This window comes from Brassicibacter mesophilus (assembly GCF_050433385.1).
GTDB classification, from domain to species: Bacteria; Bacillota; Clostridia; order Tissierellales; family Proteiniboraceae; genus Brassicibacter; species Brassicibacter mesophilus.
In genome coordinates, this window is the sequence record NZ_JBNPXI010000010.1 from 78,872 (window position 1) to 104,778 (window position 25,907).

The 25,907-nt window shown below is 32.0% G+C and carries 23 protein-coding genes; all 23 read left to right on the plus strand.

Annotated features, from left to right (window positions below; all coding sequences use genetic code 11):
- Window positions 1-11: 11 nt before the first annotated feature.
- A complete protein-coding gene (locus HNR33_RS12160; RefSeq protein ID WP_429083652.1) occupies window positions 12-2,189 on the plus strand; it encodes a stage V sporulation protein D in 2,178 nt (725 codons plus the stop codon).
- A 126-nt stretch (window positions 2,190-2,315) separates the two neighbouring features.
- Window positions 2,316-3,785, plus strand: a complete 1,470-nt coding sequence (locus HNR33_RS12165) for a UDP-N-acetylmuramoyl-L-alanyl-D-glutamate--2,6-diaminopimelate ligase (RefSeq protein ID WP_429083653.1) — start codon at window positions 2,316-2,318, stop codon at window positions 3,783-3,785.
- Window positions 3,786-3,846: 61 nt separating this feature from the next.
- Entirely contained in the window at window positions 3,847-4,812 is a 966-nt protein-coding gene (mraY, locus tag HNR33_RS12170) for a phospho-N-acetylmuramoyl-pentapeptide-transferase (protein WP_429083655.1), read from the plus strand.
- Between the two features lie 27 nt (window positions 4,813-4,839).
- Entirely contained in the window at window positions 4,840-6,195 is a 1,356-nt protein-coding gene (murD, locus tag HNR33_RS12175; protein WP_429083656.1) for a UDP-N-acetylmuramoyl-L-alanine--D-glutamate ligase, read from the plus strand.
- Between the two features lie 2 nt (window positions 6,196-6,197).
- Entirely contained in the window at window positions 6,198-7,301 is a 1,104-nt protein-coding gene (gene ftsW / locus HNR33_RS12180; RefSeq protein ID WP_429083658.1) for a putative lipid II flippase FtsW, read from the plus strand.
- A 5-nt stretch (window positions 7,302-7,306) separates the two neighbouring features.
- Window positions 7,307-8,413 carry an undecaprenyldiphospho-muramoylpentapeptide beta-N-acetylglucosaminyltransferase gene (gene murG / locus HNR33_RS12185; RefSeq protein ID WP_429083660.1) on the plus strand — a complete coding sequence of 369 codons (1,107 nt, stop codon included), beginning with the start codon at window positions 7,307-7,309 and terminating at the stop codon, window positions 8,411-8,413.
- Window positions 8,414-8,511: 98 nt separating this feature from the next.
- Entirely contained in the window at window positions 8,512-9,762 is a 1,251-nt protein-coding gene (gene murA, locus HNR33_RS12190; protein ID WP_429083662.1) for a UDP-N-acetylglucosamine 1-carboxyvinyltransferase, read from the plus strand.
- Window positions 9,763-9,820: 58 nt separating this feature from the next.
- Window positions 9,821-10,582 (plus strand): cell division protein FtsQ/DivIB, encoded by a 762-nt coding sequence (locus tag HNR33_RS12195; RefSeq protein ID WP_429083664.1) that lies wholly within the window; start codon window positions 9,821-9,823, stop codon window positions 10,580-10,582.
- A 10-nt stretch (window positions 10,583-10,592) separates the two neighbouring features.
- Window positions 10,593-11,327, plus strand: a complete 735-nt coding sequence (locus HNR33_RS12200) for a DUF881 domain-containing protein (RefSeq protein ID WP_429083666.1) — start codon at window positions 10,593-10,595, stop codon at window positions 11,325-11,327.
- A gap of 18 nt (window positions 11,328-11,345) precedes the next feature.
- Window positions 11,346-12,077: a DUF881 domain-containing protein gene (locus HNR33_RS12205; protein ID WP_429083667.1), complete on the plus strand. Its 732-nt coding sequence runs from the start codon at window positions 11,346-11,348 to the stop codon at window positions 12,075-12,077.
- A 2-nt stretch (window positions 12,078-12,079) separates the two neighbouring features.
- Window positions 12,080-12,424 (plus strand): small basic family protein, encoded by a 345-nt coding sequence (locus tag HNR33_RS12210; RefSeq protein WP_429083669.1) that lies wholly within the window; start codon window positions 12,080-12,082, stop codon window positions 12,422-12,424.
- A 106-nt stretch (window positions 12,425-12,530) separates the two neighbouring features.
- Window positions 12,531-13,778: a cell division protein FtsA gene (gene ftsA, locus HNR33_RS12215; protein ID WP_429083670.1), complete on the plus strand. Its 1,248-nt coding sequence runs from the start codon at window positions 12,531-12,533 to the stop codon at window positions 13,776-13,778.
- Between the two features lie 24 nt (window positions 13,779-13,802).
- The gene (gene ftsZ, locus HNR33_RS12220; protein WP_429083671.1) at window positions 13,803-14,894 is read left to right on the plus strand and encodes a cell division protein FtsZ; all 1,092 of its coding nucleotides are present in this window, start codon (window positions 13,803-13,805) and stop codon (window positions 14,892-14,894) included.
- A 147-nt stretch (window positions 14,895-15,041) separates the two neighbouring features.
- Window positions 15,042-15,947, plus strand: a complete 906-nt coding sequence (spoIIGA, locus tag HNR33_RS12225; protein WP_429083673.1) for a sigma-E processing peptidase SpoIIGA — start codon at window positions 15,042-15,044, stop codon at window positions 15,945-15,947.
- Window positions 15,948-15,950: 3 nt separating this feature from the next.
- Window positions 15,951-16,679: an RNA polymerase sporulation sigma factor SigE gene (sigE, locus tag HNR33_RS12230; RefSeq protein WP_429083675.1), complete on the plus strand. Its 729-nt coding sequence runs from the start codon at window positions 15,951-15,953 to the stop codon at window positions 16,677-16,679.
- 156 nt (window positions 16,680-16,835) lie between these two features.
- Window positions 16,836-17,609 (plus strand): RNA polymerase sporulation sigma factor SigG, encoded by a 774-nt coding sequence (gene sigG, locus HNR33_RS12235; RefSeq protein WP_429083678.1) that lies wholly within the window; start codon window positions 16,836-16,838, stop codon window positions 17,607-17,609.
- A gap of 110 nt (window positions 17,610-17,719) precedes the next feature.
- Window positions 17,720-17,995 carry a YlmC/YmxH family sporulation protein gene (locus tag HNR33_RS12240; protein ID WP_429083680.1) on the plus strand — a complete coding sequence of 92 codons (276 nt, stop codon included), beginning with the start codon at window positions 17,720-17,722 and terminating at the stop codon, window positions 17,993-17,995.
- Between the two features lie 142 nt (window positions 17,996-18,137).
- Complete coding sequence (gene nrdR / locus HNR33_RS12245) at window positions 18,138-18,593, plus strand: transcriptional regulator NrdR (protein WP_429083682.1); 456 nt, start codon at window positions 18,138-18,140, stop codon at window positions 18,591-18,593.
- Between the two features lie 74 nt (window positions 18,594-18,667).
- Window positions 18,668-19,489 (plus strand): peptidoglycan editing factor PgeF, encoded by an 822-nt coding sequence (pgeF, locus tag HNR33_RS12250; RefSeq protein WP_429083683.1) that lies wholly within the window; start codon window positions 18,668-18,670, stop codon window positions 19,487-19,489.
- 17 nt (window positions 19,490-19,506) lie between these two features.
- Window positions 19,507-20,202 carry a response regulator gene (locus HNR33_RS12255; RefSeq protein WP_429083685.1) on the plus strand — a complete coding sequence of 232 codons (696 nt, stop codon included), beginning with the start codon at window positions 19,507-19,509 and terminating at the stop codon, window positions 20,200-20,202.
- A gap of 11 nt (window positions 20,203-20,213) precedes the next feature.
- Window positions 20,214-21,989: a two-component system histidine kinase PnpS gene (gene pnpS, locus HNR33_RS12260; RefSeq protein ID WP_429083687.1), complete on the plus strand. Its 1,776-nt coding sequence runs from the start codon at window positions 20,214-20,216 to the stop codon at window positions 21,987-21,989.
- A 164-nt stretch (window positions 21,990-22,153) separates the two neighbouring features.
- Window positions 22,154-24,271, plus strand: coding sequence for a methyl-accepting chemotaxis protein (locus HNR33_RS12265; RefSeq protein ID WP_429083689.1), 2,118 nt, complete (start codon window positions 22,154-22,156; stop codon window positions 24,269-24,271).
- 86 nt (window positions 24,272-24,357) lie between these two features.
- Window positions 24,358-25,767: a sigma-54 interaction domain-containing protein gene (locus HNR33_RS12270; RefSeq protein ID WP_429083690.1), complete on the plus strand. Its 1,410-nt coding sequence runs from the start codon at window positions 24,358-24,360 to the stop codon at window positions 25,765-25,767.
- Window positions 25,768-25,907: the final 140 nt, after the last annotated feature.

Sequence of the window (25,907 nt, forward strand, 5' to 3'; positions counted from 1 at the left end):
GGGGCAGAGCTGTGTCATTACCCACTGTTTCAACTAAAAGAAGACTTATCGTAACATTATTTTCCGTTTCACTGATTGTTTTTGCACTAGTTGTTAGATTAGGAGTAATACAAATAGTACAGGGTGAAGAACTTAAAAAACAAGCTCTAGAACAGTGGACAAGAGGAATCCCTATTAAAGCAAAAAGAGGGGTAATATATGATAGAAAAGGCAAAAAACTAGCTATTAGTGTAAGCAGAGATACGGTGTGGTGCAGACCGGCTGATATAAAAGATGCAACAAAAACAGCTAAAACTGCAGCAGAAATACTTCAATTAGATGAAGAAGAAGTCTATGAGAAAATTACAAGCAAAAAGAGTGTTGTTAAGATAAAACAATGGATAGAAAAAGAGGAAAGTGATGCTTTAAGGAAAGCAGACCTTAGCGGAATAGATATAGTTGATGATAATAAGAGATTTTATCCATTTGGAAGCTTTGCAGCGTATATATTGGGTCACACAGATATAGACCAAGTAGGACAGTATGGCGTAGAGAAAACCTTTAATAAATATCTGACTGGAGTTCCTGGAAAATGGGTTAAAACAACTGATGCAGTTGGCAGGCAACTTCCGTATGATAACGAAGCACTATATGAGGCCAAAGATGGACTAAGTACGGTATTGACTATTGATGAAACAATACAGCATTTTGCAGAGAAAGCAGCTTTAGAAACTATGATTACTCATAATGCTAAAAATGTTTCTATAATAATAATGGAGCCTAAGACTGGGGATATACTAGCTATGGCAACTAAGCCAGACTACGACCCAAATTCTCCAAGGATTCCGACCAATGAGGGTCTTGCAGAAGAATGGGTAAATCTACCTGCAGACGAGTTATACAAAAAGTGGTATGATATGTGGAGAAATTTTCCCATCAATGATAATTATGAGCCTGGTTCAACCTTTAAAATCATAACCGCAGCTGCAGGATTAGAAGAAAATGTAGTAACTCCGCAAAGTCAGTTTTACTGTGATGGTTATGTGAGACAGATTAATAGTGGTAGTAGACCAATAAAATGTTGGAGATATTACAATCCTCATGGAAGTCAGACATTTGTTCAGGGTGTTCAAAATTCGTGCAATGAGGTTTTTGTAGAGTTAGGATTAAGACTTGGAGCCGAAAAATTCTATGAGTACATTAGAGCTTTTGGTTTTGGAGAAACTACTGGCATAACTTTACCAGGAGAGACAGCGGGACTTGTGACTAGTCCTAAATATATTAAAGATGTAAACTTGGCAACTATATCCTTTGGCCAGGGAATAGCGGTTACACCAATACAGCTTGTAACTGCAGTATCAGCAGTAGCTAATGGCGGTAACCTGATGAAGCCTAGGCTAGTGAAAGAATTAATTGATGAAGAAGGAAATGTAGTACATCGATATGAGCCTGAAATAAAAAGAAAGGTAATATCCGAAGAAACATCAAATACGCTTCGTAAAATACTAGAATCTGTTGTTGCTGAAGGTACTGGAAAGAATGCTTATGTACCAGGATATAGAGTAGGAGGAAAAACAGGAACGGCTCAAAAGGTTATTGACGGAAGATATGCAGATGGTAAATACGTAGCTTCTTTTGTTGCAATTGCTCCAGCTAATGACCCTAAAATTGTAGCCTTAGTAATAATTGATGAGCCTTCTAATGGAGCCTATTATGGTGGCCAAATTGCTGCACCAGTAGCAGGTCAGGTAATTAAAGATACATTAAATTACCTTGATGTTGAGCCGCAATTTACAGAGGAAGAGAAAAAAGAAAATGAAAGCAAGACTATTGTTGTTCCAAATGTAATAAATAAAACCATCAAAGAAGCAAGCAAAACTATTTTAAGTTTAGGACTCAATTACGATACAGATGCTTACTATGTTGAAAGTGATGCTATAATAAAAGATCAATTTCCAGCTTCTGGAGCTGTAGTCAAGAAAGGGTCAAATATTGATCTTTACATGGAATCAACTAGAAGAGAGAATAACAAAATAATTGTTCCTGACCTGACTGGTAAAACTTCTCAGCAAGTTACCGATCTTTTGAATAGTGTTAACTTAAGATTCGAATACACAGGAACAGGGGTAGTATCAGAACAGATACCTAAAGCTGGTACTGAGGTTGATTTTAACTCACTTGTACAGGTACACTTTCAAAATTTGAATTAACATTAGACCAGAAAGGCAACTTCAAGCAAAGTGTTTGAATGTTGCCTTTTAAGCAGACTATAACAAATACAAAATTTGTGGTATTATCTAATAGGTTATACTAATTTTTCTTGTGAGGTGTAAGAGATGAAGCTAAGTAAATTAATTAGCGAACTTGAGATCGTAAGTATCAATGGTGAAACTGATATTGATATAAATAGTATTAACCATGATTCAAGGAAGGTCATTCAAGGAAGTCTTTTTATAGCAATAAAAGGATTTAAAGTTGATGGGCATGACTATATTTTAGAAGCTATTTCAAATGGAGCAAGAGCAATAATTGTAGACAAGAAAATTATAATAAATAGTGACATAAAAGATATAACTATAATAGAAGTTCATGATACTAGGTTGGCGTTAGCAAGCGTGGCTTCAATTTATTATGACAATCCTTCTGGAAAAATTGAATTAATAGGGATAACTGGTACTAATGCTAAAACTACAACCACTTATTTGATAAAGTCAATATTTGAAGCAGTGGATAAAAAAACAGGTATTATAGGAACTATAGGAAATGTAATTAATGATAAACTTGTTAAATCAGAGAATACTACACCTGAATCATTAGAACTACAACAGGCTCTTTATTCAATGGTTAAGGAGGGTCATAGTAGTTGCGCAATGGAAGTGTCGTCACATTCCTTAGAATTGAATAGAGTGGCTTTTTGTAAGTTTAATGTTGGGGTTTTTACTAACTTAACAACTGATCATTTAGATTATCATAAGACCTTTGAAAATTACTTTAAAGCAAAAATGAAATTGTTTTATATGACTGACAAATATAACATTATTAACATTGATGATAAGCATGGCAGAGAAATGATAGATCAAATATCTCATATTAATACTCCTTTGCTTACTTATGGAATAGAAGAAAAGGCAGATATTTACGCTGATGAAATTGAGTATTTTGCTGATGGAGTACGATTCATGCTCAACACGCCTAAAGGAAGTGTTAGGATTAAGATGAATATACCTGGTCATTTTAGTGTATACAATAGTTTGGCGGCTTCAGCTTGTGCATACTCCTATGGAATTAGTCTCGATGAAATCCAAAAAGGACTTGAAAGTGTAAAAGGAGTAAGAGGAAGATTAGAAATAGTTCCTACAAACAAAGACTTTACTGTAATGATTGATTTTGCACATACTGCTGATGCATTAGAAAAGGTTTTAGGTATTGTGGATCAATTTGCACTAGGAAGGAAAGTAATTGTATTTGGAGCTGGAGGAGATAGAGATACTTCGAGACGAGCACCTATGGGAAAAGTTGCTGGGAAATACTGTGACTTATGTATAGTTACTTCTGATAATCCTAGAACTGAAGATCCTCAGGCAATTATTGACGACATAGTTCAAGGAGTAAAAAGTGTAAATGGAAACTATGTTGAGATAATAGATAGGAAGGAAGCTATAAGATATGCTATAGAAAATAGCAAACCAAAAGATATAATAATATTAGCAGGGAAGGGACATGAAACATACACTATTTTAGGAGATAAAAAATATCCATTTGATGAAAGAGAAATCGTAATGGAAATATTACAAACATTGAAATAAAAGCACATTAACATAACTAAAAAACAGATATATCTATCATGTACTTGAGAGGAGAAGAAAAATGTCAGATTATAAAGATATAATACGAGTAATTGTCATTTCTTTTGCTATTACTTTATTATTAGGACCTATATTAATTCCTGTTCTCAGAAGGTTAAAAGTAGGGCAAAGCATTAGAGAGGAAGGGCCTAAGACCCACTACAAAAAGAGTGGAACACCTACTATGGGTGGAATAATAATGATAATTGCACTTATAATTACTTCTGTGACTTCAGGTGTTTTAAACAAAGATATGATCATACTTATATTGTCGACAGTAGGGTTTGGGTTAATAGGATTTATTGATGATTTTATTAAAGTAGTGCTAAGAAGATCATTAGGATTAAGAGCATACCAGAAGCTAATAGGACAGATAGTACTAGCAGTTATATTAGCTGTTTATCAATCACATAATTCAATGCTAGGAACAAAGGTAATAGTACCTTTCCTTGACAATACTTATCTAGATTTAGGAATGCTGTACGTACCTTTTATTGCTTTTGTGGTAGTTGGTACGGTAAATAGTGTTAATTTGACTGATGGTCTTGATGGCTTGGCTTCAGGTGTAACTTTAATAGTTTTGTCTTTCTTCAGTTTAGTTGCACTAAATATTGGTATGAGTAGCATAGCAGTATTTTCTGCAGCTTTGGCTGGAGCATGTCTAGGTTTTTTAAGGCACAATGCTTATCCTGCAAAGGTATTTATGGGCGATACTGGATCATTAGCCCTCGGTGGAGCTGTTTCAGCAGTTGCTGTGTTACTTAATCTACCTTTAATAATACCTATAGTTGGAGGTATATACTTTGCAGAAACCTTGTCTGTAATAATTCAGGTAACTTCATTTAAGTTAACTGGCAAGAGAGTATTCCTCATGGCGCCTCTTCATCACCACTATGAGCAAAAAGGTTGGAAGGAAACAAAGGTAGTTGTTGTATTCTGGGTTGTAACAGTGATACTATGTCTAATTGGAATATACAGTCTAAGCTAATTTTTAAAAAAGTAGGTGGATAAAATGATGTTAAAAGATAAAAACGTATTGATATTAGGTTTAGCAATAAGTGGAGTTTCTACTGCAAAAGCTTTAGATAAGCTTGGTGCACATATTATTATTACAGATATGAAAAAAGAAGAAGAACTAAGCCGATACATTGAAGAATTAAAGGATATAGACATTAAATATGTGTTAGGGAGTAATGATGTCGCTCTTGATGATATAAGTATTATCATTAAAAGTCCTGGTATACCACTTGATATACCTTTGATTTGTGAAGCTAAAAATAAAGGTTTAGAAGTTATAACAGATATTGAATTAGCCTATAGAATATCAAAAAATCCGCTTATAACTATAACTGGAACTAATGGCAAAACAACCACTACAGCATTAACTGGTGAATTATTTAAAAACGCAGAGAAGAGCTGTCATGTCACAGGAAATATCGGAGTAGGTATACTTTGGGAAATAGTAAACTCGAATGATAATGATATCTTTGTTATAGAAGCGAGTAGCTTTCAGCTTGAAAGTACAAAGAACTTTAAGCCTAAAGTAAGTGTTATTACAAATATAACTCCGGATCATATTAATTGGCATAAAAGCTATGATAATTATATCAATGCTAAGAAAAAAGTATTTATAAATCAAGATAAAAATGATTTTACAATACTAAATTACGATGACCAAACTTTAAGAGATATTTATAAAGAGGTAAAGTCAAATGTAATTTTCTTTAGTGCAAGTAATAAATTAGAACATGGTGTATATTTGGATGGTGATTATATCGTAGTAAATGATGGATCATGTGTTGAAAAAATTATGAGACATAGTGATATAAGAATACCTGGAAAACACAACTTGGAAAATGCATTAGCTGCTGTTGCTATTAGCTGGTGTATGGGTATTAAATATAATATTATTGAGAAAACTCTTAAAGAGTTTGAAGGTGTAGAGCATAGAATAGAATTTGTTGAGAAAATTAATGGAGTTTGCTTCTATAATGACTCTAAAGGCACAAATTCAGATGCTTCAATTAAGGCAATAGAGGCAATTAATAGTCCAATTGTGTTAATAGCAGGGGGAATGGACAAAGGAAGTGAATTTGACGAGTTTATCGAAAGCTTTGATAACAAGGTTAAGGCACTAATATTATTAGGTGAGACTGCAACAAAAATAAAGAAAGCTGCAATAAATAGGGGCTTTAATAATATATATATAGTAGGAAATATTAATGAAGCAGTTCAAAAATCATTTGAAATTGCAAATAGTGGTGACAATGTACTACTTTCCCCTGCTTGCGCAAGCTGGGATATGTTTGATAGCTATGAAGAAAGGGGAAATGTATTTAAGAGAGAAGTGAGAAGTATGAGGGAGGCTTGAGAATGGCAAAAAAGAAAGCCAGTGATTTTACCCTGATGATAGCAGTTATTTTACTCGTTTTTATAGGCATTATCATGGTGTTTAGTTCAAGTTGGCCTGATGGACTATATAAAATGGATGATGGGTACTATTTTTTAAGAAAGCAGCTTATATCAAGTGTACTGGGATTGTTTGCAATGTTGTTTTTCATGAACTTTAATTATTGGAGGTTAGATAGATTATCTAAATTGATTTTTATAGCATGTATTGGTACGGCTTTCTTACTATATACACCTCTTGGAACTGAATTTAATGGAGCAAAAAGATGGGTAGATATTGGTTTTACAACATTTATGCCATCTGACGCTATAAAGCTTGGATCAATAATATTTCTAGCATCCTTCTTAGCTAAGAGAAAAGATAAGCTTAAGAACATAAGACAGGGTTTTATGCCTTCACTTATGATAATAGGGCTATCATGTGGGTTGATTTTAATGCAGAAAGACTTAAGTACTAGTGCAACTTTAGGGTTAACTCTTTTTATAGTTTTATTTATTGCAGGAGCAAGAATCTTTCACTTATCCTTGCTAGGAATTCTAGGTTTAGCAGGTGGGACAGCAGCCATTATAGCTCAACCTTATAGATTAGAAAGAGTAACTTCATTTCTTGATCCTTTTGCAGTTAAGAGTGGAGCAGGATGGCAAGCTGTACAATCTTTATACGCTTTAGGCTCTGGCGGATTATTCGGATTAGGACTGGGTAAAAGTAGACAGAAATTTTTTTACATACCAGAACCATACAATGATTTTATTTTTGCAATTGTAGGAGAAGAGCTAGGCTTTTTAGGATGTGTAACAGTAATACTGCTGTTTTTGGTGGTAATATGGAGAGGAATAAGGATTGCATTAGGCGCAAAGGATTTGTTTGGATGCTTACTGGCGTCAGGTATAGTTGCTTTAATAACAGTTCAATCAATGATTCATATTGCAGTAGTAACTTCGTCTATACCTCCAACAGGGATTCCATTACCCTTTATTAGCTATGGAGGTACATCATTGATGATTTACATGGCTGCAGCAGGTATATTGCTTAACATATCAAGACATACAGAGTTAGATAGGAGTTGAGTTAGATGAAGGTTTTAATAACTGGAGGAGGAACTGGTGGACATATATATCCTGCTTTGGCTATAGCGCGTAAGATTAAACAGGAATATAGGGATGTAGATATATTATATGTAGGAACTGAAAAAGGTATGGAAGCAGAAATTGTTCCAAAAGAAGGATTTGCTTTTAAAACTGTGAGAGTAAAGGGGTTTACTAGAAAGCTTTCAGTAGACACGATTAAATCAATAAAAGAGCTTTTTTTAGGGCTTAATGATGCTAATAAAGTTATAAGAGATTTTAAACCAAACATAGTTATTGGTACAGGAGGATATGTTTGTGGACCAATAGTATTTTTAGCAGCTTTAAAAAAAATACCTACTATGATACACGAACAAAACGCATTTCCTGGAGCGACAAATAGAATACTATCTAAATTTGTTAATAGAATTGCTGGGAGCTTTGAAGAGTGTAAAAAGTATTTTAAAGACCCTTCAAAGATAATTATAACAGGAAACCCAATTCGTCAAGATATATTAAATATGGATAAAGAAAAATCATATAAAGAACTCAAAATTGACCCTTATAAACATTTTATACTATCTTTTGGTGGAAGTGGTGGTCAAAGTTCCTTAAATAAGGCAATGCAAGAAGTAGTATTAAATATTAATAACAACAAGAACATACAGCTATTGCATGTAACTGGAAAAAGACATTATGAAAAATTTATGTCGGAACTAAAAGATAGTGGAATAGGAAAGTTAAACGATAATATAAGAATTGTACCATATTTTTTTGAAATGCCAAAAGCATTATCCATAGCAGATTTAATGATTACAAGTGGAGGAGCTATTGCGATAGCAGAATTAACTGCAGTAGGAATACCAAGCATATTAATTCCTAAAGCTTATACTACTGAAAATCACCAAGAATATAATGCTAGAGCACTAGAAAAAAATGGAGCAGGGATAGTTATATTAGAAAAGGAATTAAATGGAAAATTACTGCTTGAAACAATAAATAATTTATTATCTGATAGTAAAAAGCTGTCTATAATGGCTACAAAAAGCAAGGAGATGGGAATTGTTGATGCTGACAAAAGAATAGTAAATATTGTTAGAGACTTAGTAAAATAGAGATAATTAAGTAGTTGTAACACCTTTTTAGATTATGCATAAGATAGGTATATATTGTTTTTTACATATAGCTTGTAGCATATTCTGGAGGTGTAATGATGGGAAAATATATTATAGAAGGTGGGAAGAAGCTAGTTGGTGAAGTATCAATAATTGGCGCTAAAAATTCAGTTCTTCCTGTTCTAGCAGCTACAGTTATTAATAATAATACAAATACTATATTTAATACTCCAAACCTTAGAGATGTAGAAATTATGGAACAAATACTTTCATCTATAGGATGTAAAGTTAATAGAGTAGATAATGTAATATTTGTAGATTCTAAACCCGTATCAAAGATTCGTATACCAGAGGATTTGGTCAGAGAAATGAGATCTTCCATAATTTTAATGGGAGCTATGTTAAGTAGATTTGGGGAAGTTGAGATTAGCTATCCAGGTGGTTGCGAAATTGGACCTAGACCTATTGATCTACATCTTAAAGCACTTAAAGAGATGGGAGCAATAATAGAAGAATCTCATGGATTCCTTTATTGCAAAGCTAAAGAGTTAAAGGGTTGCGAAATTCAACTGGATTATCCTAGTGTTGGTGCTACAGAAAACATAATGCTGGCAGCTGTAAAAGCAAAAGGCACAACCGTAATTAGAAATGCTGCTAGAGAGCCAGAAATAATTGATTTACAGAATTTCTTGAACTCTATTGGATCAAAAATATATGGAGCTGGAACAAGTGTTATTAGAATAGAAGGAGTAACTAATTTCACTAGCACTGAGCATACAATTATACCAGACCGAATAGTTGCTGGTACTTATATGGTTGCTTCAGCAATAACTGGAGGAGAAGTAGTGCTTAAAAATATAGAAGTTGATCATATTCAATCTATAATAGCCAAACTAAGAGAAACAGGTTGCTTGATATATAATAATTGCACTACTTTAAAAATAATAGGGCCAAAAAAGATTAATGCAATTGAAACTGTTCAAACCCTACCTTATCCTGGATTTCCAACAGATATGCAAGCGCAAATGTTATCATTATTGTGTACTGCCAACGGAACCAGTATAATAACTGAAACTATTTTTGAAAATAGATATAAACATGTTGAAGAATTAGTTAGAATGGGTGCAAATATTAAAACAGTTGGAAAGGTAGCTGTGATTAAAGGAGTAAAAGAGTTAACTGGTGCTAAAGTGACAGCTAAAGATTTAAGAGGAGGTGCTGCTCTTGTTTTAGCAGGGTTGGCTGCTAAGGGAACTACTGAAGTTGATAATATATATCATATTGAAAGAGGATACGATGGAATAGAAGATAGGCTAAGAGCATTAGGAGCTGATATTGTTAAAATATAATAGCAGCCTTTCGCTGCTCAGTCCTAATTGGACAAGCTTATACTTGGGGGTAGGTAAAATGAGAAAAACAAGTGTTATTGATAAAAAGTTAAGAAAAAAAAGAATGGGACTTATTTTTGTTATATTATCATTGTTAGCTGCTATTTTTTTTATCTTATCTACTAGGACAAGCTTTTTTCATATATCTCAAATAATTGTTAAAGATAATCACGTTGTAGAAGATGAAAAAGTAATTATGGCATCGGGAATAATAACAGGAGAAAATATTTTTAAGATTAATGTTAAGAAAGCAGAAAAGAATCTTCTTTTACATCCTTATATAAAACAGGTAAATGTTAAGAGAAGATTACCAAATAAAATATTAATTAATATCACAGAAAGACAAGAGACATTAATAATAGACTATATTGGTTCGTACTTATATGTAGATGATGAAGGTAGAATATTGAATATTCTAACTGTAAAAAAAGATGACAAACTACCTGAAGTTATAGGCCTAAAGCTTAACAACCCTTCAATAGGTGAGATATTAGAATACAAAGATAAACATATTAATGAACAATTTCAGGTTTTTTTTGATATATGTAAGCAGCACAAATTGATAGAATCTATTAGTACTATTGTGTTTGATGACAATCAAAACGCCACAATTGAAATGAAGAGTGGAACAAAAGTTGCATTTGGTACCCTAGATAATGTAAAATATAAATTAAGTTTTCTATCAGCAATTTTAGAAGACTTAAGAAAAAAGAACCAAAATTGTCAATCTATTTATTTAGACAAGGGCAATAACGCTATCATAAAAAAAGATAGTAACTAGGAGGATTTATATGAATGATATTAGGAGTAAGGTAGCGATAACTGGAGTTTGTATTATTTTAGGTCTAATACTAGCTATTCAGTTTAAAACCGTTGAAAATACTGTTGGACAGGGTATGATTCCTACTCAAAGAGCACAGCAGCTAGCTATAGAGTATAAAAAACTTCAAGATGAAAGGGAAAATATGAGAAAAGAACTAGACAGCCTTGAGTCTAAAGTAAAGCAGTATGAAAAAGGAGAAGCAGAAAAAAGTATTTACTATGAAAACCTATACAAAGACCTAGAAAAATATAGGATGCTTGCTGGGGTTGAAGATGTAGAGGGTCCCGGTGTAATAATTGAAATAAATGACCCTCCTATGGAAATACAATATGGGGATGAAACAAGTACTATAGTATCAAACTACGATTTTTTACTTCAATTAATTAGTATGCTAAATGCAGCTGAAGCTGAAGCCATATCTATTAATGACCAGAGATATACTGGATTTACTGAGATAGTTCCAGCTGGTGGTCATCTGGAGATTAACGGGGTTTCATTTGGGCCTCCTTTTGTAATTAAGGCGATTGGAAAATCAGATGATTTAGAAAACGCTTTAAGAATTAAAGGCGGTTTAGTATGGCATATGGAGAATATGTTCGATTTGAATATTCATATAAAGCAAGAGCAAAATATGGTAGTGCCAAAATATAAGAAGATAAAAGAATTTAGATATGCTAAACCAGTAGAAAAGATATCTGATTAGCCCTTAGGAGGGTTTTTTATGAAAAAAAAATTTGATGGTAAAATGTCCTTGGTAATTTTATCTATTTTGTTAGGGACACTATTGTCGATTCAAATGAAGCGTAATATTGATGATTATGATTTAGTGTCGTTAAAGTCTATACAGCTAATGAAAAATGAAGTGGATAATGTTCATAAGGAAATTAGTGATTTAAATAAACTCATTGATAAGAAGAAAAAGGAACTAAAAGATTTTGAAGATGCACTAGATGACAATGGTGATGCTGCAGATGTATTGCAGAAAGAAATCGATGAGACTAAACTTTTAGCCGGATTAGAGGATGTGCAAGGACCAGGAATTAGAGTTATTGTTGCGGATAATGCTGATAGAGAAATAATAGGATCTAATATTAACGAGGATATTATACATGACTCGGATATTCAAATAATTTTAAATGATTTAAGAAGAGCAGGTGCAGAAGCTATTAGCATAAATGGTCAAAGAGTACTGTCCAGATCAGAAGTAAAGTGTGGAGGACCAATTATAAGAATAAATAACAGAAGTTCTGCTAATCCATTTGTAATAACGGCAATAGGAGATCCAAAAGTGCTATATGCTGCCATAAATGCACCTAATAGTCATGGTTGGATTTTAAGAGAGGTATATAAAATAAAAGTAGAAACAGTTATAAAAGATAATGTATATGTCCCGAAGTACTACTGGACAGGTTCAAACTTTAAATATGCAAAACCTATAAAAGAGGGTGAATGATTATGATAATTTTAGCTTTTGTTGGCATCATAATAGGTATAGTTGTTGGGATTTATTTGCCTATAACCTATTCTCCAAGTTACTCCTTGTATGTATCAGTAGCAATACTGGCATGCATGGACTCAGTATTTGGCGGCTTAAGAGCTATGCTTGAAAAGAAATTTAATACTGGTATTTTTGTTTCAGGTTTTTTTGGCAATGCGATATTAGCAGCATTTTTAGCTTATATTGGAGATAGATTGGGAGTTCCTCTATACTATGCAGCTATATTCGCATTTGGTGGACGTTTGTTCCAAAATTTTGCAATAATACGTAGATATCTTTTTAATAGAAAGAATATAAGCTAGTAAAATAGTATCAAAAATTATCATAGCCTATCAAAAAAAGAGGAAAATTGATAGTTTTATTGAACTTATATATTGATACTGTTTAATGGTTAGAGGGGGCAAAACCATGGGTGATTTACTAGCTTCAATAGATATTGGAACGTCAAAGGTATGTGTAATAATAGCAGATGTAGATAGAACTGGCGGTGCTCAAATAATTGGAATAGGCAAAAGTCAATGTAATGGAATAAAAAAAGGTATCGTTGTTGATATAGAGTCTACTGCAAGCGCCATTGTCGAGGCTTTAGTACAAGCAGAAAATATGGCAAATGTAGAAGTTGTCGAAGTATATATAAATATACCAGGGGGATACACTCAAATTATTAACAATAAAGGAGTAATTGCCGTATCAAATGATAATAAAGAAATAACCTTTGAAGACGTAAAAAGAGTACTCAATTCAGCTACTATTATATCAATTCCCCCTGATCAGCAGATAATAGATATTATTCCTACACAGTATATTGTGGATGGGTATGATGAAATAACGGATCCTATAGGAATGGCAGGCATAAGACTTGAAGCAGATGTAGATATTGTACTAGGATCTACTACTACAGTATTAAATTTAGTTAAAAGTGTGAACAAAGCAGGACTTGAAGTTTTAGGAATAATAATGGAGCCCCTTGCTACATCAAATTCAGTTCTCACACGAGATGAGGTAGAGCTTGGAGTTCTACTAGTAGATATAGGAGCAGGTACGACTGATATCTCATTATTTAATAACGGTAAACTTGTGTATTCAAATATTATACCAATAGCAGGTAATCATATTACGAATGATATATCTATAGGATTAAGAGCTTCTTCTAAAGAAAGTGAAGAAATAAAGCGAAGATTTGGCTTAGCTTATACCCCTTTGGCCAAGGAAGAAAGCTATTTTGATGTAAGTCCAATTGGGATTAACGAGAAAATAAAAGTAACAGAAGTACAGCTTGCTAAAATTATAGAGGCAAGAGTATGTGAAATTTTTGAAATAATCCACTCTGAATTAATTAACAAAGGGATTAAAAATCAGATATTAGCTGGTGTAGTCGTTACAGGAGGTGGAGTAAGTTATCTAGGAGGAGTAAAAGAAATAGGTAGTAGGATATTTGGTCTGCCTGTAAGGATTGGACAACCCAATAATCTAGGAGTTAAAGAACCAATTTTTTCAAGTGGAGTAGGTATGGTAAATTATGTAAAAAAGAGGAGATTTAATTATTATATAGAATATAATAATGTTGAAAAGAAAAAATCAAAGTTTAGAACTAAAAGTAGAGATGAAAATAGAATTACTTCGTTTTTTAAGAAAGTATGGGATGAATATTTTTAAGATATAAATTAAGGGGGTCATAAAGTGTTTGATTTCGATGTAGACATGGAACAATTCGCTCATATAAAAGTAATAGGAGTAGGTGGCGGAGGTAATAATGCAGTAAATAGAATGATAGAAAATCAGGTTAAAGGCATAGAATTTATAGCAATAAACACTGATAGACAAGCACTTCATTCCTCTAAGGCAGAAGTCAAAGTACAGATTGGCGACAAGCTAACAAGGGGATTAGGAGCAGGCGCTAACCCAGAGGTTGGGATGAAAGCGGCAGAAGAAAGCAGAAATGACATACTAGAAGCATTGAAAGGTGCAGATATGGTATTTATAACAGCTGGTATGGGTGGTGGAACAGGTACGGGTGCAGCTCCGATTGTAGCTGAAGTAGCAAAGGAATTAGGAATACTAACTGTTGGTGTTGTGACTAAGCCATTTATGTTTGAAGGAAGAAGAAGAATGGTTCATGCAGAAAAAGGAATAGAAGAATTGAAGAATAAGGTTGACACCTTAGTTACTATACCAAACGATAGACTTCTCCAAGTTGTTGAAAAGAAAACATCAATCGTGGATGCATTTAAAATAGCTGATGATGTTTTAAGACAAGGTATTCAAGGTATATCGGATCTTATTGCTGTACCAGCATTAATAAATCTTGATTTTGCGGATGTTAAGACTATCATGTTAGATCAAGGACTTGCTCATATGGGTATTGGTAAAGCAAGTGGTGAAAACAGAGCTACAGAAGCAGCTAAACAAGCTATACATAGTCCACTCTTAGAGACCTCAATAGAAGGTGCAAAAGGAGTTTTATTAAATATTACTGGTGGCCCTAACCTTGGTTTGTTTGAAGTTAATGAAGCAGCAGATCTCATTAGGCAATCAGTTGACCCAGATGCAAATATAATATTTGGTGCTGGTGTTGATGAAAACTTGAAAGACGAATTAAAAATTACTGTTATAGCCACTGGATTTGATGCAAATAAAAAGGAACAGATAGTAAATACTATAAAAAATGAAAAGAATGAAGAAAAGCCAAAACAAGATGTGACAAATGATAACAAACAATTTGACACAGACGACTTGGATATACCTACATTTTTAAGAAAAAGAGATAGATAGCCCTTTCTAAATTTTAGAAAGGGTTTTTTTTTCGACTTCAGCATATGACATAATTTTAAAAAAGTATGGTATATAATAGACATATTAACAAGGACAACTGAATAGTAGTAGATTAAGAAAGGACTTGTAATAAAAGGGGGCAATATATTGTATATTTATGCTGAATACCTTTTATTAGAAAACATTGTAATAAACTATATAATATTATATGTCACAAAGCGTTTTACAAGAACTAAAACACATAATTTTAGGTTGCTTTTAGCTTCAATAATAGGTGCTCTTTATACATTAGTTGTTTTTTTCCCATCCCTACGATTTATGACAAGATTTATTGTTAAAATATCTATTTCTATATTGATAATCATCGTAGCATTTAATCCGGCAAAACTAAGAAAATTTATAAAATTATTTGCAACTTTTTATGTTGTTGCTTTTGTTTTTGCTGGAGCTGCTTTGGCACTATTTTACTTAACTGATGTTGAGACGTATGTTGGAAGTGGAATTTTCTATATAAAAAATTTTCCAATAAAGCTTCTAATCTTTGCAGTAGTTATGTCTTCAATTTTAATTAAGTTAACATGGGGATATATTCAGACAAAAATGAATAAGAGCAAAAATTATATACCTATAACGATTAATTTGAATAATAGAAAGGCGGATATAGTTGCATTATTGGATACAGGTAATTCGTTAAAGGATCCAATTTCTCAAACGCCAGTTATTATTGTGCAGTTTTCTGCCATAAAAGATCTGTTACCTGAACGGATTCAGACAATATTTATTAAATACAAAGAAAATAATTTAGACGTAGTGTCTGCTGTTATGTCTGAAACGTCAAGTGAATTTAAATTTAGACTTATTCCTTACAAGTCATTAGGGAAAGACAATGGTATGCTTCTAGGCTTTAAGCCAGATAGCATAATTATTAAGGCTGATGATGACAAGTCAATATCTGATATTGTCATAGGAATTTATAATAATAATCTTTCTAGTGACGATGAATATACTGCTTTGCTGCATCCAGAGATATTAACTGAGAAGGGGGGGTTATAAAGTATGAGGTTAGTTGATAAGGTTAAGTTGTCATTGAGAATATTCTACATCAAAATTTTAAAAAAGCTAAAGCTTTATGATGAAGAAACTATTTTTTACATCGGAGGTAGCGAAGTATTACCCCCTCCTCTCACACCTGAAGAAGAGAATTATCTTATGTCTAATCTTAAAGAAGATGATACTATAAGAACTGTATTAATAGAAAGAAATTTAAGGCTTGTAGTTTATATAGCTAGGAAATTTGAAAATACAGGAGTTGGTGTTGAGGATTTAGTTTCTATTGGTACTATAGGACTCATAAAGGCTGTGAATACATTTAATCCAGACAAAAAAATCAAGCTTGCTACATATGCATCAAAGTGTATTGAAAATGAAATATTGATGTATTTAAGAAGAAATAGCAAGATTAAGTCAGAGATATCTTTTGATGAACCTCTTAACATTGATTGGGATGGTAATGAATTGCTATTATCTGATATCTTGGGGACTGATAATGACATAATCTTTAAATATTTAGAAGAAGAAGTAGATAAGGATTTATTAAATCAAGCGATTGGAAGATTATCAAAAAGGGAAAAAAGAATTATGGAATTAAGGTTTGGCCTAGCAAATGGTGAGGAGAAGACCCAAAAAGAAGTAGCAGATATGCTTGGAATTTCTCAGTCTTATATTTCTCGATTAGAGAAAAGAATAATAAAGAGATTAAAAAAAGAGATTAATAAAATGATATAAAGAATGGTTTAAGAACTGCTAGTGTAACATAAACTGGCAGTTTTTTTCTATAAAAATACTTAATCTATTTACATTAATTACTGAATAAAAAAATAAATTAAGGCAATAATTTTTTGTAAAAGGGGCAAAACATCAAGAAAGGAATGGATACACAATATGCATATAAACAAGGTAGAAATATGTGGAGTTAATACGTCGGAATTACCTGTACTAACAAATAAAGAAATGAGAAAACTTTTTGACCGAATAAATTCAGGAGATATGAGTGCTCGCGAAGAATTTATTAGAGGGAATCTTAGATTAGTTCTCAGTGTTATTCAGAGATTTAATAAAAGAGGAGAGCATGTTGATGATTTGTTCCAAGTGGGATGTATTGGGTTGATAAAGGCTATTGATAATTTTGATTTATCTCAGAATGTTAGGTTTTCAACCTATGCAGTACCTATGATTATTGGTGAGATACGAAGATACTTAAGAGATAATAACTCTATCAGAGTTAGCAGATCCTTAAGGGATATAGCTTATAAAGCTCTTCAAGCCAGAGACCAGCTTATAAATAAGAATTCAAAAGAACCTACTATATCACAGATAGCAGAAGTTCTTAACCTCCCTAAAGAGGAAGTAGTTTTTGCTTTAGATGCAATACAGGATCCTATTTCTTTGTTTGAACCTATTTATCATGATAGTGGTGATGCAATATACGTAATGGATCAAGTAAGTGATGAAAAAAGCGAAGACGAGACATGGCTTGAGGGCATAGCTTTGAGAGAAGGACTTAGAAAACTTAATGACAGAGAGAAATTAATACTTAATCTAAGATTTTACGAGGGTAAGACTCAGATGGAAGTAGCTGAGGAAATTGGAATATCGCAAGCCCAAGTATCAAGATTGGAAAAAACAGCTTTGAGACATATGAAAAAGCTAATTTAATGTAATGCCATTGCCAGTCTAGTAAACAAATTATTAAATTTTATTAAAACAGTAATATTATGAGACAAGTGACTAGTATATATTAGTAATAAGAATAAGAAGGTGAGGCAATGGTAAAAACTAGTGACTTGAGAGAGAAAGAAGTTGTTAATGTTCGTGATGGAGCTAGACTAGGTCTAATATCAGATATAGAAGTGAATTTAGAAAAAGGATTAGTTGAAGCAATAGTTATACCAGGTCCAGGGAAAATACTAGGTTTTTTTGGAAGAAATCAAGAATTTGTAATAAGATGGAAAAACATTGTTAGGATTGGATCTGATGTAATATTAGTAGATTTCAATTTCCAAACAGATGCGGGTTTATCTTATAATAATGATGATGTCTAGCAGAATGGTTACTAGGTATTTAATTAAAGTAATTTAATACCTAGTAATTCTATTAAATATCAAATATTAGACATATTAAAAAAAATATATTATAATTTGTATATAAGTTTAGCCGAACTAAACATGATAAGGGGTGAAATATATGAAATGTCCCTATTGCGACTATTTTGAATCAAAAGTAATAGACTCGAGGCCTACAGATGAAGGACAAGCAATAAGAAGAAGAAGAGAGTGCATCCAATGCAACAAGAGATTTACTACGTATGAAAAGATTGAAGAAATACCTTTAGTAGTCATAAAGAAAGATGGAAACAGACAATCATACAATCGAAACAAACTGCTTAATGGTATAATTAGAGCATGTGAGAAAAGACCAGTATCAGTTAAACAAATGGAAGAAATAGTAGATGAAATAGAGAAAGTGTTATTTAATTCAATGGAAAAAGAAATAACTACGGAATATATTGGTGAAATGGTCATGAATAAATTGAAGAATACTGATGAAGTGGCATATGTCAGATTCGCTTCTGTGTATAGGCAGTTTAAAGATATAAATACATTTATGGATGAACTTAAGAAATTACTAGACGAAAAATAGAAAGACTATGATAAATCTTACCCAAGGACTCTTTTTGAGTCCTATTTATTTAGGAATTGTGATGAGGTGATTATATGGATTATGATAATAGGTTTGTGATAAAAGAAAAAAAAGGAGTAAAATTTTATACAATATGTAGTTTTGAAAAAACCGGATTAGTATCTCATGCATTTACTACTCGAATAGGTGGAGTGAGTTCTGGCAGTTATAGTAGTATGAACTTAGGAATAAAGACAGATGACGATTTTAATGATGTTAAGCATAACTTTAATATAATTGCAGATTTGTTTAATACTTCATTGGATAAAATAGTATTATCAAATCAAGTTCATGGCACAAATATTAGGATAATTGACGAAGTTGAGAGCAAAAAAGATGAGTTGAATTGCATAGATGACGGAGTAGATGGTCTTGTTACGAATATTAAAAATATAATGATATGTACCTTCTATGCTGACTGTGTTCCTATATTTTATCTTGATCCCATTAACAAAGTTGTAGCTTTGGCTCATGCTGGCTGGAGAGGAACTGTTAATAAGATAGCTGGCAAAATGGTTGATATAATGCAACATACTTACAACTCAATACCAGAAGATATCCTTGTAGGAATTGGACCATCAATAGGGCCATGCTGTTATGAAGTCAATTCAGATGTCTATAATAAATTTAACGAAAATTTTACAAACAACGGCAGCCTGCTAAAACAGCAAAGTCCAACTAAATGGCAGTTAAATCTTTGGGAGGCAAATAAAATTGTGTTAGAGGAAAAAGGAATCATTAGTAGAAATATAACAGTTAGCAAGATATGCACTAGCTGCAATAGTGACGAATTTTTTTCTTACAGAAAAGATAGCGGAGTAACTGGAAGAATGGCAGCGATTATTCAGCTAATATAGAATAAGGAGGAAGTTTTATGGGATTTGGTAGAGTACTCGTAGTAGATGATGAGGAACATATTGTTGAGCTAATAAAATTTAACCTTGAGAATAATGGATACGATGTCATAGTTGCATTCGATGGGAAACAAGCATTGGAAAGAGCAAAAGAAGAAAAGCCTGATTTAATAATACTTGATCTAATGCTTCCTATCATTGATGGGATTGATGTATGCAAGAAAATAAAAAATGATGATGAAATAGGAAACGTTCCAATAATAATGCTTACTGCAAAAAGTGACGAGGCAGATAAAGTAATTGGATTAGAGATTGGGGCAGATGACTATATGACAAAACCTTTTAGTGTTAGAGAGCTTATGGCTAGAATTAAGGCAGTTCTTAGAAGAAGTGTTGATGTAAAGCAACCTGAGCCAGATAAGGTTATTAAAATTGGAGATATAATTATTGATGATGAGAAACATGAGGTTTTAAAAGGTGGCAAGAAACTGGAATTGACCCTTAAAGAATTTGAGTTATTAAGAATATTAGCTCAAAATAGAGGAAAGGTTTTATCTAGGAATCTATTGCTTGATGAAGTATGGGGTTATGATTATTTTGGAGAAACAAGAACGGTTGATGTTCATATAAGACACTTAAGAAAAAAAATCGAAGATAACGATAGAAATCCAAAGTATATTGAAACTATTAGAGGTATAGGATATAAAATGAAATAAGGGGAAATACTATGCAAAAAAGAATTTTTATAACTTTCATGGCATTAGTTCTGATAGGAGTATTGATTACAGGTGTTCTTGCACTTAGTCTTTTAAGAGTAAATTATTTAGATAATGTGCAGGAAAAGCTTATAACAAATTCTAGACTAATTGGTGAGGCTCTACGTGAATCAGACAATTATGATAAGAGTTACTTAAATAGTATTGCTTTAGTTTATTCAAAGCATACTAATGCACGTGTAACTTTTATTGATAAAGATGGGTGGGTTATAGGTGACTCATCAGCCAACGCTGAAACTTTAGAAAATCATAAAGATAGAATAGAGGTGCAAAAAGCTTTTAGCGGACAAATAGGAGTAAGCCAAAGATACAGTGAATCAATTGGAAGGGATATGCTGTATGTTGCTATTCCATTTAGTTCATCAAATAATGATTTGGCAGTAATTAGATTATCTGTATCAATCAAAGACATGACTGTAACCAATATGACATTATTCAAATATAGTGCTATTTCTATGCTTACGGGATTGACCGTCGCGATTTTACTAGGACTTAGATATGTTAAGATAGTTACAGATCCTATAAGACAGTTGACATATGCTACTAAAAAAATATCAAATGGAAATTATGGAGAAAAGGTATATTCTAAGACAGGTGATGAGTTAGGAGAGCTTTCAGACAATTTTAATATTATGAGTATAAAACTTAAATCCACAGTAGGGGAGTTGCAGGAAAGCAATACGAAGATGAAAGCTATACTGACGAGTATGTTCAATGGAGTTATTGCTCTTGATAATTCGCACCGAATTATTTTAATAAATCCTTCTGCAGAAGAGATATTTGGTATTTCTGAAAACGAAGTCAAAGGTAAGCATATATTGGAAGCTGTAAGAAATAATGTATTGGATGATTTGATAAATAGTATGTTATATGAAAACAATATAGTGAAAAATGAAATAGAAATTTTTGAACCTAGGTACAGGATTTTAAGCATACATTCTAATATGATTAGATTAAACAATGACCCAAATAGAACATTAGGTACAGTTATTATTATTCAAGATATAACAGAGATAAGAAAATTAGAGAATATGAGAAAAGATTTTGTTGCCAATGTATCACATGAACTAAAAACGCCTCTTACTTCAATAAAAGGGTTTGTTGAAACACTTAAAGAAGGAGCAGCTGAAAACAAGAATATTAGAGATAAGTTTTTGGATATTATTGATATAGAAGCGAGCAGATTAACGTCATTAATACAGGATTTACTGTTACTATCTGAGATTGAAAATAAAAACAATCTGCCAAGTAAAGAAACTATTGATGTAAATAAGTCCATAGACGAAGTAATGCAGATGCTTAGTGAGATTGCAAAGCAAAAAGATATAGAACTCATAGATAAGGTTAATAAAAATCTGCCTTCTTTACAAGGAAATAGTGGGTGGTTTAAGCAAATGCTAATTAATCTTATAGATAATGGCATTAAATATACTCCCAATGGAGGGAATGTTGTAGTTACTGCATATAGCGTGTCTGGAAAGATATATATTAAAGTTAGCGATACTGGCATTGGTATTGAAAAAGAGCATCTATCACGGCTTTTTGAAAGATTTTATAGAGTAGATAAGGCAAGGTCTAGACAGGTAGGTGGAACGGGATTAGGATTGGCTATTGTAAAGCATATAATAATAGCACTAAGAGGAAATATAGACGTAAAAAGTGAGATTAATAAAGGTACAGAATTTATTATATCTCTACCACTTAGCAATAATTCAAGCAATATGTAGTGTGATTAAAAGAGCAAGCAATTTTAGCTTGCTCTTTTGTGCATAAGTTAACGGAAAGTTAACAATAAGATAACAGTGTGTTAATTCCCCTAAAGTTAGCAGATGATAAAATAAATTCATGGCATATTTAGGTAATTATATTCAGAGGAGATGACAATAGGGGAATGGGAAAATTATTTTTTGCTGCTAAGAAACAAATAATCTTTTGTAGAAATAAGATAAATAGGTTAAAAATAAAATCTATTATAAGAAATTCATTCTGTAACTTATCAATTAGCAAACAGCTTGGCATATTATTTGTGATTGTATCAATAATTCCAATAATATTTTTAGGTTTTATTACATATAAGATATCTTATGACCAAGTAGATAACACTAAGAAAGATAATCTGATGGTTTATGCTGATGGAGTTAGAAGTAGCATGAGTTCAACTATAAATGGAACAAGCAATGTTTTAAAAGGACTAACATCTCAATCAGATTTGCTCGTGCTTCTAGAAGACATAAACAATGATGGAGTATTAGATGATAAAGTTAGACTTAATAAGATCATATTGTCTCTGAAGAATGCTGTAAACAGCTCAGAAGGTCTTTATGATACTGTATTAATAACTGGAACAGATGGAAGTATTATAGCCAGTTGGCCTAAAAATGGTGATAGTACATCAAAATTGAATATTTCTAACTCAGAGTATTTTACTAGAGTAATGAATAAGAATGAATTAGTTATCGGCAATCTAACAGATGCATCGACTACAAAAAAATTAGTTATCCCTGTGGCAATGCCAATAAACAGTCTATCAGACAGGCTTGGTGTTATTATTGTTATGCTAGATTTAAATAAGTTTACTGAGTCAATTGATAAAATTGATGTTGGTAAGTCGGGAAGTGTTTTTATTGCTGATGGCAATGAGAAGATTATATATCATAATGAAAAAGATAAGCTTAATAGTAAAGTTGAGAATAGAGAAATACTAGATGCTATATCAAAGTCAGAGTACAATCAAACGTTTGAATATACAGATAATAGCCAAAAATACATAACAGCACATAAAAACATAGAAGGAGTTTCATGGCATGTATTTACTTCAATACCTAAGCATGAATATCAAAAAGCTTTTAATGATATTAGAAGTTATATAGTTTTTACAATAGTAGGATTAATAGCTGTTATCTTTTTTATCTCATTATCATATTCAAGGTTAATAGTTCTTCCTTTAAGAAACTTGATATATATGCTAAAAAAAATTTCACAAGGCAATTTAAATGCTAAATCTCAAATACATACATGTAAAGAAATGATAACTTTAAATAATACTTTTGATATTATGATTGCATATTTAAAAGATATTGTACAGGAGATTACCATTACTTCTACGGATGTTTCTGATACTGCACATAAATTTGCAAAATTATCAGGTGATGCTCATGATTATACTGAGCATGTCGCTAATACTGTTAAAGAAGTATATGATGGAGCTAAAATACAAATAAACGAAGTTGATAAAGGAATTGCTGAAGTAGAAAAACTATCTGATTTTATGTTAATGATAAACAAAAAAGTAGAAATTATTAATCAAAGCTTTTCAGCTACAGAAAAAGTAGTCCTTGATGGAGTTAATAAAATAGAAAAACTCAGTAATGGATTTGATGATAGCTTTAATAACTCATGTAGATTAAATGATGAAATGATAGAATTAAACAGTTCAATTTCAAGAATTGAACAAATAACTGATGTAATAAGTGATATAACAAAACGGACTAATCTACTTTCGCTTAATGCAGCAATTGAATCAGCAAGAGCAGGAGAGTCTGGAAAAGGGTTTGCTGTTGTGGCTGATGAAATAAGAAAATTATCTGAACAGGTTTCATTGCAAACATCAGAAATAATAGATATTGTTCATGATGTTGAAAGTAAAGCCCAGAAGCTTAAACATGTTGCTGAAGATAACAGTGATATTGTTAAAGTGCAAAAAGATCACTTAAATGAAACAGAAAAATCTTTTTATACAATTAAAGACGAGATCAAAAGAATGATAGATGAGATAATGAGTATATTAAGAAATATTCAAGACGTTAATGTGCAGAGAGATATGATATCTACATCAATTGATGGTATTTCTCAGATGGCATACAAAATCAGCACAATCGCGTCTGATGCAAATAGTAAGTCTAAAAAGCAATTTGGTATAATACAATCAATAAATGATCACGTTAATAAACTAAATATACTATCAACTAAACTAAAGCAAAGTATAGATATGTTTACTACAATAGACTAGGTTTAGTTATTTTTAAACATCAAAATTGAAAAAGTGAAGTGAATCATCTATAATGGAGATATATTATCTACTGAAGGAATGATATTATGAAAATGATTGGCTTTGATAGACTTATACTGCAAAATATCTTGCACCATATAGATGTAGGAATTCATGTAATAGATAAATATGGGAAAACATTATATTATAATGATGCTATGGCGTATATTGAAGGATTGGAAAAAGATAAGGTGTTGGACAAACATATCCTTGAGATATTCCCAAGCTTAGATGATGATACAAGCACTTTGTTAACAGTTATGAAAACAGGTGAGAGAATACTAAATAGAACGCAAACATATTTAAACTATAAAGGAAAAGAGATAACTACGGTTAATACTACGATACCAATAGTATACGACGGTATTCATCTTGGAGCATTAGAGATTGCTGATAATGTTACTAATATTAAAAAGCTGTCCGAGCAGCTGGTAGATCTTCAAAAAGAGCTTGTTGGAAAGAATGATGATAAATATGATTTTGAAATTCATAAATATGTTTTTAAAGATATAATAGGAAATAGTGATAGTTTAAAAAAAGCCATAAATGTAGCTAGAAGAGCTACTGATTCTTCTTCAAGTGTACTGATATATGGCGAAACAGGTTCAGGAAAAGAACTTTTTGCACAAAGCATTCATTATGATGGCAAAAGGAAAAATAAGCCTTTTATAGGACAAAACTGTGCGGCACTACCCGAATCACTTCTGGAAAGTATTCTTTTTGGTACAGTAAAAGGCAGCTTTACAGGCGCTATAGATAGACCTGGTCTTTTTGAACATGCCAATGGAGGAACACTGTTATTAGACGAAATAAACTCTATGGGTCTTTCTTTACAAGCCAAGCTTTTAAGGGTTTTACAAGAGGGATACATAAGAAGGGTTGGTGGGTTAAAAGATATACCGGTAGATGTAAGAATCATTGCCACAACAAATGAAGATCCTCAGGAGGCTATTAACAATAGTACGATAAGAAAGGATTTATACTACAGGCTAAATGTTGTTTCTATAAAAGTACCTCCTTTGAGGGAACGAAAAGATGATATTAAAATACTCAGTGAGCATTTCATAAGAGTTTATAATAATAAGCTCAATAAGGATGTTTGGATGATATCACAAGATATGTTAGATGTTTTATACAAGTACTCATGGCCGGGAAATGTAAGGGAATTGGAAAACTCTATCGAAGGAGCTATGAATTACATATCTAATGATGAGCATGTCTTAAAGCAAGAACACTTCTCATCACATATTGTTAGTATAAAAGAGTCACAGTTTGATTTTAATAATATTATCCAATGTGATAGTTCTTTACCAAATATTATGAATAAGCTAGAAAGAAGTTTAATTCAAAAAACTCTTAATGAATCTAATTATAATATTTCTGAGGCAGCAAGAAGATTAGATATAAAAAGACAAACTTTACAGCATAAGATGAGAAAATATAACATAAATACTTAGCCGCAAAAACATTTGCATGTGCATGCAAATGTTTTTGCGGTTTTTTCTGTTTTTGAATTAATTTATAATTTATTTTATTTATATAAAGAAGTCAAAGCTTGAAAAATAGCAGAAAGTTTAGAATATTAATTTTTATATAT

What these genes read in the sequence shown, in the direction of transcription:
- HNR33_RS12205 (WP_429083667.1), top strand. Translation starts at nt 11,346, where the DNA reads ATGAAAAAAAAATTTGATGGTAAAATGTCCTTGGTAATTTTATCTATT.
- HNR33_RS12270 (WP_429083690.1), top strand. Translation starts at nt 24,358, where the DNA reads ATGAAAATGATTGGCTTTGATAGACTTATACTGCAAAATATCTTGCAC.
- murG (WP_429083660.1), top strand. Translation starts at nt 7,307, where the DNA reads ATGAAGGTTTTAATAACTGGAGGAGGAACTGGTGGACATATATATCCT.
- murD (WP_429083656.1), top strand. Translation starts at nt 4,840, where the DNA reads ATGTTAAAAGATAAAAACGTATTGATATTAGGTTTAGCAATAAGTGGA.
- pgeF (WP_429083683.1), top strand. Translation starts at nt 18,668, where the DNA reads ATGGATTATGATAATAGGTTTGTGATAAAAGAAAAAAAAGGAGTAAAA.
- pnpS (WP_429083687.1), top strand. Translation starts at nt 20,214, where the DNA reads ATGCAAAAAAGAATTTTTATAACTTTCATGGCATTAGTTCTGATAGGA.
- murA (WP_429083662.1), top strand. Translation starts at nt 8,512, where the DNA reads ATGGGAAAATATATTATAGAAGGTGGGAAGAAGCTAGTTGGTGAAGTA.
- nrdR (WP_429083682.1), top strand. Translation starts at nt 18,138, where the DNA reads ATGAAATGTCCCTATTGCGACTATTTTGAATCAAAAGTAATAGACTCG.
- HNR33_RS12210 (WP_429083669.1), top strand. Translation starts at nt 12,080, where the DNA reads ATGATAATTTTAGCTTTTGTTGGCATCATAATAGGTATAGTTGTTGGG.
- sigG (WP_429083678.1), top strand. Translation starts at nt 16,836, where the DNA reads ATGCATATAAACAAGGTAGAAATATGTGGAGTTAATACGTCGGAATTA.
- HNR33_RS12240 (WP_429083680.1), top strand. Translation starts at nt 17,720, where the DNA reads ATGGTAAAAACTAGTGACTTGAGAGAGAAAGAAGTTGTTAATGTTCGT.
- HNR33_RS12200 (WP_429083666.1), top strand. Translation starts at nt 10,593, where the DNA reads ATGAATGATATTAGGAGTAAGGTAGCGATAACTGGAGTTTGTATTATT.
- HNR33_RS12195 (WP_429083664.1), top strand. Translation starts at nt 9,821, where the DNA reads ATGAGAAAAACAAGTGTTATTGATAAAAAGTTAAGAAAAAAAAGAATG.
- ftsW (WP_429083658.1), top strand. Translation starts at nt 6,198, where the DNA reads ATGGCAAAAAAGAAAGCCAGTGATTTTACCCTGATGATAGCAGTTATT.
- HNR33_RS12265 (WP_429083689.1), top strand. Translation starts at nt 22,154, where the DNA reads ATGGGAAAATTATTTTTTGCTGCTAAGAAACAAATAATCTTTTGTAGA.
- HNR33_RS12165 (WP_429083653.1), top strand. Translation starts at nt 2,316, where the DNA reads ATGAAGCTAAGTAAATTAATTAGCGAACTTGAGATCGTAAGTATCAAT.
- HNR33_RS12255 (WP_429083685.1), top strand. Translation starts at nt 19,507, where the DNA reads ATGGGATTTGGTAGAGTACTCGTAGTAGATGATGAGGAACATATTGTT.
- sigE (WP_429083675.1), top strand. Translation starts at nt 15,951, where the DNA reads ATGAGGTTAGTTGATAAGGTTAAGTTGTCATTGAGAATATTCTACATC.
- ftsA (WP_429083670.1), top strand. Translation starts at nt 12,531, where the DNA reads ATGGGTGATTTACTAGCTTCAATAGATATTGGAACGTCAAAGGTATGT.
- mraY (WP_429083655.1), top strand. Translation starts at nt 3,847, where the DNA reads ATGTCAGATTATAAAGATATAATACGAGTAATTGTCATTTCTTTTGCT.